Consider the following 15,090-nt stretch of genomic DNA (forward strand, 5'->3'; position numbering starts at 1 on the left):
GGGTGATGTCGACGCGCAAGGGTAGCTCCGTCTGCCGGACGCGCCCAGTGTCGGGCCCGGCGCCGCGAAAACCCCCCTGACCAGCCAGGACTTCCATGCCGTCACCCGGTCAGATCCCGCGAATCCGCGACGAACCGCCCGGACGAGGACCACTGACGGTTGCCGACGCCAGGCCATCGGGAGCCCGAAGGTAGGGACAACCCCACCCTCAACAGACCTGCGGACAGGATGGGACGCACGAAACCCGATCCATAACCTGGGCGCATGACCGCTGCACCACCGGCCACCCTGCCGACCTCCACCAGCCCGCCCCACCGCAGCCTCGTCCGACAGTTCCTGGCCGACTCCGGCTACGTGCTCGCCGGCCTGCCACTGGCACTGATCGGTTTCGTCGTGGCGGTGGCCGGGATCTCGCTCACCGCCGGGCTGCTGGTCACCGCGCTCGGCCTGCCGGTCCTGGCCGGCACCCTGTACGCCGCCCGAGGGCTGGCCGACATCGAACGGCTGCGGCTGCCCGCCGTGCTGCGCCAGCCCCGGGTACGCCCCGACTACCTGACACCCGCACCGGGCGCGGGCTTCTGGCGGCGGGTCGTGGTGCCGATGCGTGACCTACAGTCCTGGCTCGACCTGCTGCACGCCTTCGTCCGGCTTCCGCTGGCCCTGCTGACCTTCGTGGTGCTGCTGGTCTGGTGGGCGGTCGCCGTGGCCGGCACGCTCTACGGCGCGTACGACTGGGCCATCCCACGCGGGCCCGGCAACCAGGACCTCAGCCAGCTCCTCGGAATGGGCGACGGAACGGCCGCGCGCGTCGGCCTGAACACCGCGATAGGCCTGTTCTGCCTGCTCACCCTCCCGCTGGTCGCGCGGGCCTGCGCCTGGTTCGATGCCGGCCTGGCCCGGTCCCTGCTGACCGGGGTGGCCGAGATGCGCCACCGGATCGGCACTCTGGAGGAACAGAAACGGGCCGCCGTCTCCGCCGAAGCGTCCGCCCTGCGGCGGCTGGAACGCGACATCCACGACGGCCCGCAGCAGCGGCTGGTCCGTCTCGCCCTGGACCTCAGCCGGGCCCGGCAGCAGCTCGCCAACGACCCGGCCGCCGCCCGGCAGACCCTGGACGAAGCGGTCGGCCAGACCCGGGAGACCCTCGCCGAACTACGCGCCCTGTCCCGGGGCATCGCCCCGCCGATCCTCGTCGACCGGGGCCTGCCCAGCGCCCTGGCCGCCCTCGCCGCCCGCGCCCTCGTCCCCACCGAACTGGCCGTCGACAGCGACCTGGGTACGCCCGCCGGCCGGCTCGACCCGGCGACCGAAAGTACCGCCTACTTCGTGGTGGCCGAGGCGCTGACCAACGTCGCCAAGCACAGCGGAGCCGCCGCCTGCCAGGTCGAGGTGACCGGCGGCACCGACCGGCTGGAGATCGCGGTACGCGACGACGGCGTGGGCGGCGCCCACCTCGCCAAGGGACACGGCCTGAGCGGGATCGCCGACCGGGTACGCGCCGCCGGCGGCACCCTCCACGTGGCCAGCCCGGCCGGCGGCCCGACCGAGATCCGCGCCGACCTTCCCCGGTGAGCCACGACCCGGTACCGCCCACCGGGTCGTCCCGGCCACCCGGGCCGGGCGGCGAGGTGGTAGACACCCCAACCATGCGGATAGTTATCGCCGACGACGCCGTACTGCTCCGGGAAGGGCTGATCCGGCTGCTGACCGAGTCCGGGCACGACGTGGTGGCAGCCGTCGGCGACGGGGACGCCCTGGTCGAAGCGGTGGTCACCCATCGGCCGGACATCTCGGTGGTGGACGTGCGGATGCCACCCTCACACACCGACGAGGGACTGCGGGCGGCGGTGGAGGCCCGCCGCCGGATCCCCCGTACCCCCATCCTGGTGCTCTCCCAGTACGTCGAGGTGTCGTACGCCGACGACCTGCTCGCCACCACCGGCGGGCCCGGCGGAGGCGGCATCGGCTACCTGCTCAAGGACCGGGTGGCCGCGATCGACGAGTTCCTGGACGCACTGGGCCGGGTGGCGGCGGGCGGTACGGTGCTCGACCCCGAGGTGATCGGTCAACTCCTGGTCCGGCGTCGGCGCGACGACCCGCTGGCCGCCCTGACCCCACGCGAACGGGAGGTGCTCGCCCTGATGGCCGAGGGACGCTCGAACACCGCCATCGCCCAGACACTGGTGGTCACCGACGGCGCGGTCGAGAAGCACGTCCGCAACATCTTCACCAAACTCGACCTGCCCGCCGACGCCACCACCCACCACCGCCGGGTCCTCGCCGTCCTCACCCACCTCCGCGCCTGACCCGCCAGGACCGGAGCCCGGCAGCGCGTCGCCCGCCACCGACCGGTGCAGAGCCGGTACCGCCCGCCGTCGGGCCCCTGCACCGCTCGCGTCGGGCCGCCGCTCAACCCCGCAGCCGCGCGTTGAGCCGGGCGGCCTGCCGCGTCAGATGGTCGCGTTCCGGGATGGTGGCCGCCGACCGGGCAGCCTCCGCGTAGAGCCGCGCTGCGGTCACCGGGTCACCGTCCCGCTCGCGCAGGTACGCCGCAGCGGCGGTGTACCGGGGCAGGGCAGGATCGAGCCCGGCCAGAGCCGCCAGGCCGGCCCGTGGACCGTCGGCCTCCCCGACCGCGACGGCCCGGTTGAGCCGGGCCACCGGGCTGTCGGTGAGAGCCACCAGCTCGTCGTACCACTCGACGATCTGCACCCAGTCGGTCTCCTCGACCGTCCGGGCGTCGGCGTGCAGCGCGGCGATGGCCGCCTGGGCCTGGAACTCACCCAGCCGGTCGCGGACGAGAGCGGCCTGCAGCACGTCGACACCCTCGGCGATCAGGCGGGTGTCCCACCGGCTGCGGTCCTGCTCGGCCAGCGGCACGAGCCTACCGTCGACACCGGTCCGCGCCGGCCGCCGCGCGTGGTGCAGCAGCATGAGCGCCAGCAGGCCCGCGACCTCCTCGTGCCGGATCCTGGCCGCCAGTTGGCGGGTGAGCCGGATCGCCTCCGCAGCCACGTCGACGTCACCCGAGTAGCCCTCGTTGAACACCAGGTAGAGCACACGCAGCACCGTGCCGACGTCCCCGGGCTGGTCGAACCGGACACCGGCCACGGTCCGTTTGGCCCTGCTGATCCGCTGGGCCATGGTCGCCTCCGGCACCAGGTAGGCCCGCGCGATCTGCCGCGTGGTCAGACCGCCGACCGCGCGCAGCGTGAGCGCGACCGCCGAGGCCGGTGTCAGCGACGGGTGCGCACACAGGAAGTACAGCTGGAGCGTGTCGTCCACCGCCCCGCACGGGCCGGGCGAGGGCTCGGCCTCGACCAGTTCCTCCCGCCGCCGCCGCGAGGTGTCGGCGCGGACGGCGTCGAGGAACTTACGCCAGGCCACCGTGACCAGCCAGCCCTTGGGGTCCTGCGGCGGGCCGTCCGGCCACCCCCGCACCGCCTCGACCAGGGCGTCCTGCACGGCGTCCTCGGCCGCCGCGAAGTCAGCTCCGCGACGGACGAGAACACCGATCACCGCAGGCACCAGCTCCCGCAGCAGCGACTCGTTCACTCGGTGGCCGTGGCCTGCTCGCCGTAGAACGGACGCACCTCGAGCCACTCGTGGATCGGCTTCCCACCGGCACCCGGCGCCGCCGACAACTCACCGGCGAGTTCGAGCGCCCGTTCGTAGCTCTCGACATCGATCACCATCCAGCCGGCGATCAGGTCCTTGGTCTCCGCGAACGGCCCATCGGTGACCGGCGGACGCCCCTCACCGTCGTAGCGGACGAACGTGCCCTGCGGGGCGAGCGCCTGGGCGTCGACGAACTCGCCGGTGCCCTCCAACCGGGCGGCGAAGTCACGCATGTACTGCATGTGGGCCGAAACCTCCTCCGGCGTCCACTGGTCCATCGGCACGTCGTTGACCGGCGCCGGCGCGCCCCGGTAGTGCTTGAGCAGCAGGTACTTGGCCATCGTGTTCTCCTCAGCGCGGTACGGCCCCATTGTGGCCGAGTTCGCACCGGGGACGGAGCCACACCGGGGTTCTCGACATCCCACCGAGATGTTTTTCGCGGCATCCGAGACTCCACGCCCACCACCGCATGCCCCGTCCCCGCGGCGGCGAATACACCACGACGCCCTCTTCCCGACCGAAACGCGCAGCGCACCAGGTGCGAGACTCTGACTGTCGTGGCCGCTCGGTACCCTGCGCTCCGTGACACCCAACCCGCTGACGCACCTGCAACACGACCCGGGCGGCGGCGCTCTCAGTCTCGACCTCCCGGCCGGGCGAGTGGTGTACGAGAGCGAGGCGGGGCTTCTCGAAGAACCGGTCCTGTGGATCAGTGACAGCCGCCCCGGTGTGGGTCTGTGGGGATCCCTTCAGGCGTATCACGGCCCGACGGGGCTGTGGCCACTGCTTCTCGGGGGACGTGTGTACGAGCCGGACAGCCCGTGGACGACCGGTGAACTCGACCCGGGCCTCGTCAGATCAGGGCCCGGTGATCACGACCCTGCGGCGCTGATGGCCACCTGGTGGTCCGCCTACACGACCGTCGACGAAGATGACGACATGCTCGGCGTGCCGGAGCGGCTGGCCGTCACCGCACCGTTCGGTGATCGCTGGCCCGGACTCGCGCCTGCCGGCACGCTGCAGGAAGACCCGGCCGTACGGGCCGCCGAGTTCGCACAACACCTGCTGACCGAGGAGTGGCTGACGGCGCCACGGCTCGGCCTGTGTGCCAGCATCCGCAGTGCGGACGTGCCGGCCGTTCTCGGCTGGTGCGGACCGCTGAACTACGACAATGACACCGCGAAGTTCAGCGCGGTGCTGCGAAGCTGGGAGGAACGGTTCGGTACCCGAGTCGTCGGACTCGGACCAGCCGAGCTCTACCTCAGCGTCGCCGCGCCACCCACCGACGCGGAACACGCACTACACGTCGCCGCGGAACACTTCGCGTTCTGCCCCGACAACGTGTGGCAGTCCCGCACGGACACGCTCACGCGTTACGCCGAGAGTCTCACCAACCGGGCCTGGTGGTCCTTCTGGTGGGACTGAGTTGCTCGCCGTCGGCGGCGGACAAAAGGCGTCACACCGACGTCCGCGCATCGGCACGATCGCACGCCGGACAGCGGCACCCAGTATCGTGACGTCCGATCGCCGGCATGCGAGAGCCGGAGGGCTGACCGGCTAGGTTTCTCGGATGAGTCTCCTCGAAGACGTCGCGAGGCGTGACAACTGGCGATGCTGGGTGTGCGACGAACCGGTCGACGCCAACATGTCGGTGAACGACGCCCGTGGCCCCAGCGTCGACAGTCGCACCGCCGACAAGAAGGCGAAGGTCGCCGAGCGACTGGCGCACCGCGCCTGCAACAGCCGCAAGGGCGCGGTCAAGGTGACCATTGCCTGGCCGGACCGCCTGCGTGTGGTGGAGCCCGCGCCGCTGATCACCGTCGCCGAGCGGCTCGAACGCAAGGGTGGCCGCGAGTTGGTCGCCCGGTGCCCGAGCAAGAAAGATGCCCAGGAGGCGGCGGACTGGCTGGTCGACCGGTTCTCCCGGCTGGTACCCGGACTGCCGGTGACCGCGAGCGTCGAGGCGGGCGGCGGACAGTTCCTGGTCGCCCTGGCCACCGGTCGCCGCTGACCCGTGGCCCTGGTCGGCCGATCGCCGCCGACCAGGGCAGCCGGGACCTGAGCCAGCATCAGCGCTGTGTGTCGCCCACGACGCCCCACCGCACATCGTGGTCGAGGGCCGCGAGCGGCTCGCGCCGTCTCAGCGGCACATGCGTGCACCTGATTCTGGCTGTGCGGTACTGGCACGCCGCGTGAGTGACGGCTGGCTCGGTCTGCGCCGAGCCTGGTATGACATCCAGCAGACTGCTGGGTACTGGGCGACGAGTCCCGGAAATCCGGCGACAGGGCGGACGGGCCGATCTGGATACACGGACAGTTGGACGTCGGACGAGCGGACGATGCATCACCGGCTCCAGCGGCTGGTCCGGAGCAGCTGGTACGTCATCCGCGGACCCGGGTACGCGGCTGAGATCGGGCAGGGCGGGCCAGCCACTGCGCATGCCGACGGATGCGGGACGGGTCGTCGGAGAAGCAGCTTTCCCACTGGTGATCCAGGTTCATCCAGGCGACGGGCTGGCCGGGCTCGGCCAGCAGCGGAACAGCCCGGTCGACGATCGCGGCATACGACAATCCCAGCGTCGTCGCCGGATGATCGGGATGGTACGAGCGGACGCAGACAGCGGCGGGCCGGGTGAGCAGATCGGCCACGACACCTGTCTCTTCGAACAACTCACGGCGGGCTGCCGCACGAGGTGGCTCCCCGGGTTCGACTCTTCCTCCGGGCGGGACCCAGCCCCGCCACGGATGGCACACCAGCAGCACCTGGGTCAGGTCCGTGTCGTACACCCAGACCTCGGCCCCCAGCGGGTCGACCGGACTGCTGCCGACGGCGGCCAGCCAGCCGGCGACGCCCTCGAATTCGACGACTGCTGCGGCAACGTCGCCCAGTGCGGCCTCGAGCGACTGCCGCTGTAACTCACCACGGCTCATGGCCGGAACCTAGCGCGACAGTGTGACATCGCCCGGCGGGAGCTCGGGTCATCTCATCTCGGTCGGTGACTGCCATCAGGGCCCGGCTGTCGTGTCCGTCCACGAAGAACAACTTCCCGTGTCCGCTGTCAGGCGCGGCACGCATCGTTTGGCCAGCTGCCGCAAGGTTGATCGTCACGTCGATGCCTCGTCATGCGCGTGCGCCAGCAATCGGAAGCTCGTGCAGTGTGGGGCTGCTCTCGAACCGTACCCGGCTCCGCACTCGCGCCGCCATACCGACAGGCCCTCGGCTGCCCTGGATGGCCTGGCACCCTGCGCAGCCTCAGCAGACGGAACAGGAACGACCGTTGAGAGAAGCGGACTGGGACGCCGCCGCGAGCACCCGGGCGACGGTGAGTGCCTGCTGAGCCGGATCGGTGGCGACTTGCTCGCAGAGGTGGCGCAGGACGTCACGGGCAAGGGGCGGCATCCAGCTGTCGTGTGCGTGGCGGTCATCTGTGGGCGGCGGCACGACCAGGTGGTTTCGGGAGTGCCAGGTGTCGCGCGGTGTGGGGTCCGTGGTGACGGACCCCTGTTCACCGATCACCGTGTAGATGGTGCGGCGGATGTCCGCTGTCCACGACAGCGTGATGTGGGACGTGACGGTGCCGTGCAGATGGAGCGTGAGTTCGGCCCGATCCGGGACGCCGGTGGGGTCTTGTTCCGTGTGGCAGGTGACCTGTTGGATGGCCCGCCCGGCAATCCATTCGCTGAGGTAGATGCAGTGGGGGCCGTGGTCGGTCAGGATGCCGCCGGAGGCGACGCTGCGCCACGTCGGCTGCCAGTCGGGGATGCCTCGGGCGGGCTGTGTCCGGTCGATGGTCATCTCGATGTGGGTGATGGGGCCGATGTGCTCGGGTGTGGTGTGCCGCTTCAGGTTCTGAAGTTGTGGGGAGAACAGGTAGTTGTGCCCCGGGTAGATGACGAGGTGGCGTTTCTGGGCGAGGGACATGAGCCGGCGGCCGGTGCCGGGGTCGAGGAAGGCGGGCTTCTCGCAGAAGACGTGCATGCCGAGCAGCAGTGCCTGCTCGATGTGGCGTTCGTGGGTGTCGTGCGGTGTGCAGATCACCGCCAGGTCGATGCGGGTGTCTATCTTGGTGAGGCTCCGGTGTACTGCCGTGTCCGGGAAGTGGTGTCGGGCGGCGTCGCGTCGTGCCGGGGTCGGGTCGACGATTGCCGCGATCCTGGTCGCAGGTAGGGCGTGGTAGCAGCGGGCGTGTGCCTCTCCGGCCCTCCCGTAGCCGATGATCGCGACCTGCGTCATCATGGCGCCGGGTGGCGTTGCAGGACGTTGATGAGGGCGTCGACGGCCGCGTCGAGCTCGTGGGCATCGGCGGTCAGGGGCGGGTAGAGCCGCAGAGTGTGCCCGCCGGTCATGACGAGGATGCCGGCGTGCAGGAGGCTTTGGAAGACACGGCGCAGCTGATCCTTGCCGGTGACGTGGAGTTCGACGCCGATGGCCAGCCCTCGGCCGTGTACGCCGGCGACCAGTGGCGTATCGGCGAGATCATGCCGTAACCGGTGCAGGATTCGGTCGCCGAGGCGACGCGCCCGTTCGGCGAGCTGCTCGACCCGTACCGTTTCGGCGACGACGGCGACGGCCTGGCAGGCCAGGGGGAAACCGCCGTAGCTGGAGGAGCTCGCGCTGGGGGAGCCGTAGGGCCCGGTCTCCATCAACGTGGTGGAGGCACAGACGGCGGAGACGGGGTATCCGTTGCCGAGTCCCTTGCCGAGGACCACGATGTCGGGTCGGCTGTCCGGGCTGTCGCTGGCCAGGACGGCGCCGGTACGTCCCATGCCGGTCAAGGACTCGTCGGCGATAAGCAGGGCTCCGTGGTCGTTGGCGAGTTGTCGGAGCGCGGCGAGATAGCCGGCCGGCGGGGCGATGTTCCCGGCGCGACCCTGGACGGGTTCGACCAGGATCGCGGCCAGTGATCCGGTGGACTGCTCCCGCAGGATCGCTCGGGTGAGCTCCACGCAGGCGAGACCGCAGCGGGGGTGGGTGAGCTTGAGGGGGCAGTGCGCGCAGTTCGCGTATGGGGCTTTGATGCTGCCGGGCGCGGTGGGTCCGAGTGCGGTGCTGGCTCCGCTGGTGTGGGCGAGGCTGCCCAGGGTGCGGCCGTGGAAGGCCTGCCAGAAGGACAGGACCTCGTATCGGCCGGTCGCGGATTTCGCCAGTCGGATGGCGGATTCCACGGCCTCGCTTCCGCCGCTGTAGAGCTGTATCCGGTTGAGGTGCGCCGGCAGCAGCTGACGGAGTTGTCTGGTCATCTCCAGGCGTGCGGCACCGGCGTGGGCGCCGATCATCCAGCTGCTCATCTGGCGGCCCATGGCCTCCAGATAGGCGGGGTGGCTGTGGCCGAGCAGGTTGACGCCGGCGCCACCCATGAGGTCGGTGACGCGGCGGCCGGTGGAATCGGTCAGGTGCATTCCCTCGGCGTGCTGGACGACGAGCTTCGCCCACTGCACCGCTTCGGAGATGCCGGGCCCGAGGACGGTGAGTTCGGCGTCCCAGTGGGTGTCGGGTGTCACCCTGCCGTCCCGTCGTCGGTAGACATCACTCTGAAGCCGTTGGCGGGGTGCCGTGCGGTGGCCCGTAAGCGGTTGCGGGTAAACGAGTTGGCGCATTCGGTGGCGTAGTAGAACGTGCCACCACGGATGACGTAGTGGGCATTTGCGCGACCGCTGTCGACCTCACGCCCGTCATCACCCCGGTAGGGGTAGCGGTAGGTGGGATCGTGTCCGCCGTGGCCCCACAGGCTGCGCGTCCATTCCGACACGTTGCCGATGAGGTCCTGGCAGCCGGTGACACTGTCGCCGGCAGGGGAGAAATGGCCAGGGCAGACGAGTCCGTGAATGCCGGTGCTGCGGATGTTGGCGTGCCCCGGATCCGGGCTGTCACCCCACGGGTGGAGGTCGCTGCGGCCGTTGCGGGCCGCGTTTTCCCATTCGACCTCGCTGGGAAGAACGATGCGTGCACTGGCGGGAAGACCTCCAGTGGAGTGGAGGTGGCGGGTCAGCCAGGCGCAGTAGCGTGCGGCATCCAGCCACGACACCATCACCACCGGAAGGTCGCCAGCAGCCCACAGCTGCCGGTCGGTGGCCCAGTGGTCGGGACAGGGACCGTCCTCTGCGGCAAGAAAGGCCAGGTACTGACGGTTGGTGACCACGGTGCGGGCCAGCCGGTACGGTGCCAGCCGGACGGTGTGCCGGGGACGGCAGCTGGGCTGCCCATCGGGTGCGTCGACGCCGATCACCGCCTCTCCGGCGGGCTGGGGCAGAAGTTGCGGCACCACCGGATCGGTCAGCGCCGCCTCATAGGCCTCACGAGGTATCCGACCGGTGGTGAGAAGCCAGGGCAGTGACGGCTGTTCGGCCTGTCGCACCACCACGTCGGCGTAGCTTCGTACCTGCTGCGCCCGGTCACTGACCGCCAGCCGGGTCAGAATCGCCCTGGCGAACGGGCTGCCATCGGCCACGGTCGCCAGATCCGCCACCGCATCGAGACGCGATCCGGGGTCGAGCGACGACAGGTCCTCACGCAGGTAAGCCGGCAGCTGCTCGACAGCGAAGACCGAGGCGAGGGCTGTATCAGCTGCCCTGTGGACCATCCGGGCGTCGCCACCGGCAGCTGCACACCGCTGCCGGGCGTCGTCGAGGAGGTCCGCCGTCGACCGTTGCGCACCTGCGGCGGCAAGGTCTTCCAAGACGCAGCAGACAGCATCGTGGCAGGTGAGGCTCAGGTCGGCCGGTGTCGTCCGACATGTGTACAGCACCGACACCCCCGGGGTCCTCGCCAGCGCTTCGGCTGGGTCCTGGTCACCGATCAGGTCCGCGCAGACGATGACCGTGGTGGCGGTGTCGACCAGGGGTTCCAGCAGGTCTGCGATGGCGAGCATGCTGCGCGGCCGTCCGGGAACCGATCCGGGTAGGGCCAGTGCGGCGAGCGTGTCGCGACCTCGGGTGAACTGTCGGTAGTGCCCCGCGACGGCTACCAGCAGGATGTCACTGTCGGCGAGGGTCTGCAGGGCGCAGGCGACGGCGTTGCGGGCCGCGCCGGGGCTGCCGAGCTGGTTGTCCTTGAGGCTGACGACGTTGGCCCGGTAGTGGTGGTCCAGTTGCCATCGCAGGCCGGCGTGGATCTCGCCGTCGGCGAGCCAGGGCACCGCCGGCAGATGCCGGTAGCTGGCGGGAGCGAGCAGAAGGGCACCGATACTTACAGGTGTTGGTGCAGCCATGAGACCGTCTCGTCGTACACGATCGTTCTCTCCTCGGGTCGTTGCAGGCAATGGTCGCCGTCCGGGACGGCGACGAGCCTGCCGTCATCTACCAGCTGCGCGGCGTGCACGCTCTGGGAGAACGGCACCTCCTGGTCGGCTTCGCCATGGATGAACAAGGTGGGGATCCGCAGGCCCCGCAGAGGAGCGCTGACGTCCTGAACGTCCTGCAACTCGCGGAGAAAGTCCACGCCGATCTGCTCTCCGTCGAGCTCCACGTAGCCGTCGCGTTGCGCGGCGCTGAGGTTGTCCGCGGTCACGTACGACTCGAAGGCACCGTCGAGGAGCCAGATGGCGGGCCAGAGCAGCACGACGGCACGGTAGGCCTGGTCGAAACCCCGCAGTCCGATCGTCGCACCGAAGCTCTCCCCGACCAGGGCCCAGGCCGTCGGGTGGTAGCGCCCGTCAACGAACCCACGCACCGCGCGCAGTTCCTCGACCTGCCGGTCGATGGTCATGTCGCGGTAGCTGCCGCTGCTTTCACCGCAGCCCCGGAAGTCGAAACGCACCGAGGCGACACCCGTGGAGGCGAGGCGTTCAGCGAGATCGAAATATAGGTTGTCTGGTCCGTTCTTCTGTCCTCCCGGGCCGCCGTGTAGCAGAAGGGCCATTCGGGAAGTGTCCCCGTTTGCTGGCGTCGTCACCACCCCTGCGAGCCAGTCATCGCCCAGTTTGACCCGGTGAGGAACGTGAGTGATTCCCGAATCCATTTCCTGATCCTCTTTCATTCCCACTAGTCGCCGCCGACGGTCTGGTCGGTGAATCTGATCCGCGGCCGTTGATAGGTGCGGAGCCACACCCACGGCAGAACCATCGCCGCTCGCGCGGACCGCCAGACCGCCTCGGCTTCCGCGCGTTCACCGGACAAGGACAGTCCGTGGGCGTTGGCCGCCGCTCGGTGGGCCAGGCGGCGGGCCCGCAGCATCCGGCCCTGGAACAGGTGGATGCGTGCCTCGGTCAGGTCGACTCGGACCAACTGCCGCACGTCGCGGTACTGCTCAGCGATCTTCCGCGCCTGCCTCAACAGCAGCTCAGCGTCCCGGAACGACCGTCTCATCAGGGTCACCTCGGCCAGGTCCCGGATCGCGTACGCTTTGCCCCGCTCCCATGGCAGTTGCTCACAGGCGTCCAGAAAACGACGTACGGTCAGCTCGCACCGGTCCAGTTGGCCCAGATGCCAGTGCGCCGCACCGACGAGCGACTGAATGTCGATCATGTTGTTGACGTCGCCGGCAACGCGGGCCATCTCCTCGGCGTCCTCGTGGTCGCTGCAGACCACCGCCAAGGCCTCTGCTGCCCTACCAGCCCGGAACAGATGGAAGCCGACACAGCGCAACTGCCGCGCGGTTTCCTTCACCGACCCGGCGTTCCGGGCGATGCGCAGGCCCATCTCGGACGTCTCCGCCGCCAGAGCATGCTCGCCGCGAATCGCATGGGTGGACGAGATCACCGACAGCGCCAACGACCGTCGTTCGTCGTCGCCGACGGCGGTGGCCGCCTCGTAGGCGACCCAACCCAACGAGATGCGATCGTCGAACAGCCCCAGAGTGAAGAAGATGTCCAAGGTGACTTCGAACAACTGGAAACACTGATCGTGTGATCCGCGCCGGTACAGGTCGGTGAGGAGAATCCGGATGGCGTCGATATGAGCGCTCGCGCCGGCCGCGTCCTCCCAGTCCCGACCGAACCGTCCGATGAAATAGCGGGCCAGGCGGTCGGCGAACACGCTGGTGTCCTCGACGGCGGTGTTGTTCAGTACGAACAGCCGAAGTGCGGCCGAACAGCGGTAGAACGTCGTCTCGTGCTGACGGTGGGACGACAGAAGGCCGTCGGACCACAACTGCTCCGCCGTTGCCTCGACCTCAGCGTCAGAGAGCGCCAGCGCAACCTGCAACTGCTCCGCATTTGCGCTTCCCGTCAGGTACGCACAGACCGCTAGAAGTCGTCTTCCCGTCTCGTCCACGTCCTGCCACACTGCACGGAACAACGCATCAGCCAGCCCGATGGATCCGCCCTCAAGCTGATTTAGTCGGCTCGCAAAGGAACGGCCTTCCCGCGAGGAGGCCAGCACGAAGAGCTCTATCGCACGGGGATTGCCGCCCAGGAGGTGATGGACTCGATCAAATGTTTGGATGTCTGCGCCGACAATGTCGGCAACACCGCGCCGCTGTGCCTCCCGTACCAGCAGCTCGCGGGTATAACTGAGCTGCAACTCCTGCAGCAGTACCCGCGGTGCCGGCAGCCTGCCCGGAGTGTTCGTGCTGACGAGAGCAAGTGAGCCGCTCGGAAGGTTCTTGAGGAAATCGACGAGATGTTGGGCGCCCGCCGCAGTCAGCCGAAGGTTGTCGATCACCATGACCGTCGGATGATCTGCCAGGTGTGCGCGCAGCGCCTCCGCCTTGTGCTCCGCCGGTGCGGCGGACAGCGTCGGATCGCCGGCCGCCAGGCTGAGGCTCCGCGCCAGGTCACTCAACGTCAACGTATCGTTGTGCGCGTCGAACCAGACCAGTGACGTGAACGGACCACCTCTGCGCCGGGAGGGCCGCCGCTCGGCCAGCCGATGGGCAACCTCCGTGGCCAGTGCACTCTTGCCCACGCCAATGCTTCCCTCGATCGATACGAGGTATTCGCCCCGGTCGAGGTGCTCCAGCACCTGGGCCACCTCGTTCACCCGGTCGATGAGCCGGATCCGGGAGGGCAGCAACACCTTGATGGTCTTTGCTTTCGTCTGCCTGTCCCGCCGGAGGTGACTGATCAGGGGCGGTAGTCCGAGCAGGGCCGCCAGCGCAGCCAGGGTGGCTGAGACCAGGCCGAGCCACTGGCTCAGCTCGGAGGCGATGCCACCCACAGAACAGACCCCACTTTCGTGTCGAAACCACGATCCGTCTCTGCATCGGGTGAAAGACTGTCCTGTCAGTTTGGTCGAGGGGTCTTCATGAATCAAATGAACCCGAAGGATTTAGGGGCATTGTGCCGGATGCGTCATCCGGTGATAGGGGTGTGACGGCTCCTCGCGGGATGTCAGAACCCGCTTCGCCGTCTCCACCACGGTCGGCGCCTCTGATCGATCGATGCAGGTAAGACGCTCGTTATGGGAGGCGTGGTCGCGCAAATATCCGTGACCTTGACCGGAATGGAACGTTGTACGTGGGAGTACCGCTGTGGGATTCTCATCTGGTAGTTCTCGTGGCTGCCAATCCGGATCGGCCCGGTCATTGCGGTAGCAGGATGGGCTCACCGCACGACGGCATCACGGGTCCGTCATCCGATGAGCTCGCCGACAACACGCACGGTCGGATCGAACGAGAACCGAGGGGATGGTGCGGGCTGGACGCGATCCTCACGCGATGTGGTACGCCGACCTCAGCTTCGAGCAGTGGAACAACCCCGTCCGACCAGACTGCCGCCCGGCGTCCCAGAAGATCGCCGCCGACCGAGACGATCCCACGGTGGCGCGTCCGACGGACACGTTCGCACCCCGTTTCACCTCGTCGCCATGGTCGGCGAGGCGCAACCGACCACTGACAGGCCCGTACCGAACTGCGCACGCCCGACTGATCGACGGCGCATTCACGCGTACATCCAGGGTCACGAACCCGGGTTCAACCTGACAGTTCCCTTTCAGGTCGCTCCGGCAGCGGTGGTACCTACCGGTGACCCGCCGGCAAGGGGCTGCGGTGAGAACCGAGATCCCATGTAGCCTAACCACGCTGTCACCAGTTGATCTCACGTGGTAGCGGAAGTATCGGTCGGTGCGGAGAAGCTGGCGCGGTAGGCCGCAGTTAGCCGGGAGGTAGCCTATGCCGAGCCCACCCCGACTGTGGTGGCAGGACATCGACCCAGTCGTGTGGCGATGCTTTGGCCAGCAGGAGGACCTGCCACGGGAACGCAACACCGCAGTGCTGGCGGCGTTGGAGGAACTCGCCACCCGTACGCCCATCTCGACGGGTCTGCTGCATCGTCATCAGCGGGACCGGCCCAGAGGCATCAGCGGGCAAGCTGACCGGATTCTGATCGTCCTGGCCACCGGTCGCCGCTGACCGGTGGCCCTGGTCGGCGGGGTCGCCGCCGACCAGGGCAGTTCGGATCCGAGCCACTAGTAGTGCTTTGTTAGGTCGTTGTGGCGTGTCGCTTGTATGCGGGTCGTGGTGGTGTTTGGGTGCGATGCGTGGATGAGCGGGAACTCGTTCGGGTGCGGGCGCAGTTGGAGGACTTCGCGGCCGGG

13 protein-coding genes are annotated in these 15,090 nt (G+C 68.9%); 5 read left to right on the plus strand and 8 right to left on the minus strand.

Annotated elements, in window-relative coordinates:
• Window positions 1–264: 264 nt before the first annotated feature.
• Both GSF22_RS19450 and GSF22_RS19455 read left to right on the plus strand, forming a co-directional pair.
• Window positions 265–1,572, plus strand: a complete 1,308-nt coding sequence (locus GSF22_RS19450) for a sensor histidine kinase (protein WP_208815114.1) — start codon at window positions 265–267, stop codon at window positions 1,570–1,572.
• Window positions 1,573–1,646: 74 nt separating this feature from the next.
• A complete protein-coding gene (locus GSF22_RS19455) occupies window positions 1,647–2,306 on the plus strand; it encodes a response regulator (RefSeq protein ID WP_208815140.1) in 660 nt (219 codons plus the stop codon).
• A 103-nt stretch (window positions 2,307–2,409) separates the two neighbouring features.
• Here GSF22_RS19455 and GSF22_RS19460 read toward each other — a convergent pair whose 3' ends face one another.
• Both GSF22_RS19460 and GSF22_RS19465 read right to left on the minus strand, forming a co-directional pair.
• Window positions 2,410–3,555: an RNA polymerase sigma factor gene (locus GSF22_RS19460; RefSeq protein WP_208815116.1), complete on the minus strand. Its 1,146-nt coding sequence runs from the start codon at window positions 3,553–3,555 to the stop codon at window positions 2,410–2,412.
• Complete coding sequence (locus GSF22_RS19465; protein ID WP_208815118.1) at window positions 3,552–3,959, minus strand: YciI family protein; 408 nt, start codon at window positions 3,957–3,959, stop codon at window positions 3,552–3,554. Before GSF22_RS19465 ends, GSF22_RS19460 begins: the two co-directional genes overlap by 4 nt.
• A 241-nt stretch (window positions 3,960–4,200) precedes the next feature.
• On the opposite strand from GSF22_RS19465, the gene GSF22_RS35755 reads away from it, so the two are divergent.
• Window positions 4,201–5,043, plus strand: coding sequence for a DUF4253 domain-containing protein (locus tag GSF22_RS35755; protein WP_208815120.1), 843 nt, complete (start codon window positions 4,201–4,203; stop codon window positions 5,041–5,043).
• Between the two features lie 145 nt (window positions 5,044–5,188).
• On the plus strand, window positions 5,189–5,629 hold the full coding sequence (locus tag GSF22_RS19475; RefSeq protein ID WP_208815122.1) for a hypothetical protein: 441 nt from the start codon (window positions 5,189–5,191) through the stop codon (window positions 5,627–5,629).
• A gap of 371 nt (window positions 5,630–6,000) precedes the next feature.
• On the opposite strand, the gene GSF22_RS19480 is transcribed toward GSF22_RS19475, so the two are convergent.
• From GSF22_RS19480 to GSF22_RS19505, 6 genes are all read right to left on the minus strand, one after another.
• Window positions 6,001–6,549 (minus strand): NUDIX domain-containing protein, encoded by a 549-nt coding sequence (locus GSF22_RS19480; RefSeq protein ID WP_208815124.1) that lies wholly within the window; start codon window positions 6,547–6,549, stop codon window positions 6,001–6,003.
• A 322-nt stretch (window positions 6,550–6,871) separates the two neighbouring features.
• The gene (locus GSF22_RS19485) at window positions 6,872–7,852 is read right to left on the minus strand and encodes a Gfo/Idh/MocA family protein (RefSeq protein ID WP_208815126.1); all 981 of its coding nucleotides are present in this window, start codon (window positions 7,850–7,852) and stop codon (window positions 6,872–6,874) included.
• On the minus strand, window positions 7,852–9,120 hold the full coding sequence (locus GSF22_RS19490) for an aspartate aminotransferase family protein (RefSeq protein WP_208815128.1): 1,269 nt from the start codon (window positions 9,118–9,120) through the stop codon (window positions 7,852–7,854). The genes GSF22_RS19485 and GSF22_RS19490 overlap by 1 nt, the downstream gene beginning before the upstream one ends.
• A complete protein-coding gene (locus GSF22_RS19495; RefSeq protein WP_208815137.1) occupies window positions 9,117–10,826 on the minus strand; it encodes an SUMF1/EgtB/PvdO family nonheme iron enzyme in 1,710 nt (569 codons plus the stop codon). Before GSF22_RS19495 ends, GSF22_RS19490 begins: the two co-directional genes overlap by 4 nt.
• On the minus strand, window positions 10,805–11,476 hold the full coding sequence (locus GSF22_RS19500) for an alpha/beta hydrolase (protein WP_208815138.1): 672 nt from the start codon (window positions 11,474–11,476) through the stop codon (window positions 10,805–10,807). The genes GSF22_RS19495 and GSF22_RS19500 overlap by 22 nt, the downstream gene beginning before the upstream one ends.
• A gap of 122 nt (window positions 11,477–11,598) precedes the next feature.
• On the minus strand, window positions 11,599–13,713 hold the full coding sequence (locus GSF22_RS19505; RefSeq protein ID WP_208815139.1) for an ATP-binding protein: 2,115 nt from the start codon (window positions 13,711–13,713) through the stop codon (window positions 11,599–11,601).
• 952 nt (window positions 13,714–14,665) lie between these two features.
• Here GSF22_RS19505 and GSF22_RS19510 point away from each other — a divergent pair.
• Window positions 14,666–14,905, plus strand: coding sequence for a hypothetical protein (locus GSF22_RS19510; RefSeq protein WP_208815141.1), 240 nt, complete (start codon window positions 14,666–14,668; stop codon window positions 14,903–14,905).
• Window positions 14,906–15,090 lie beyond the last annotated feature (185 nt).

This window comes from Micromonospora echinofusca (assembly GCF_017614955.1).
GTDB classification, from domain to species: domain Bacteria; phylum Actinomycetota; class Actinomycetes; order Mycobacteriales; family Micromonosporaceae; genus Micromonospora; species Micromonospora echinofusca_A.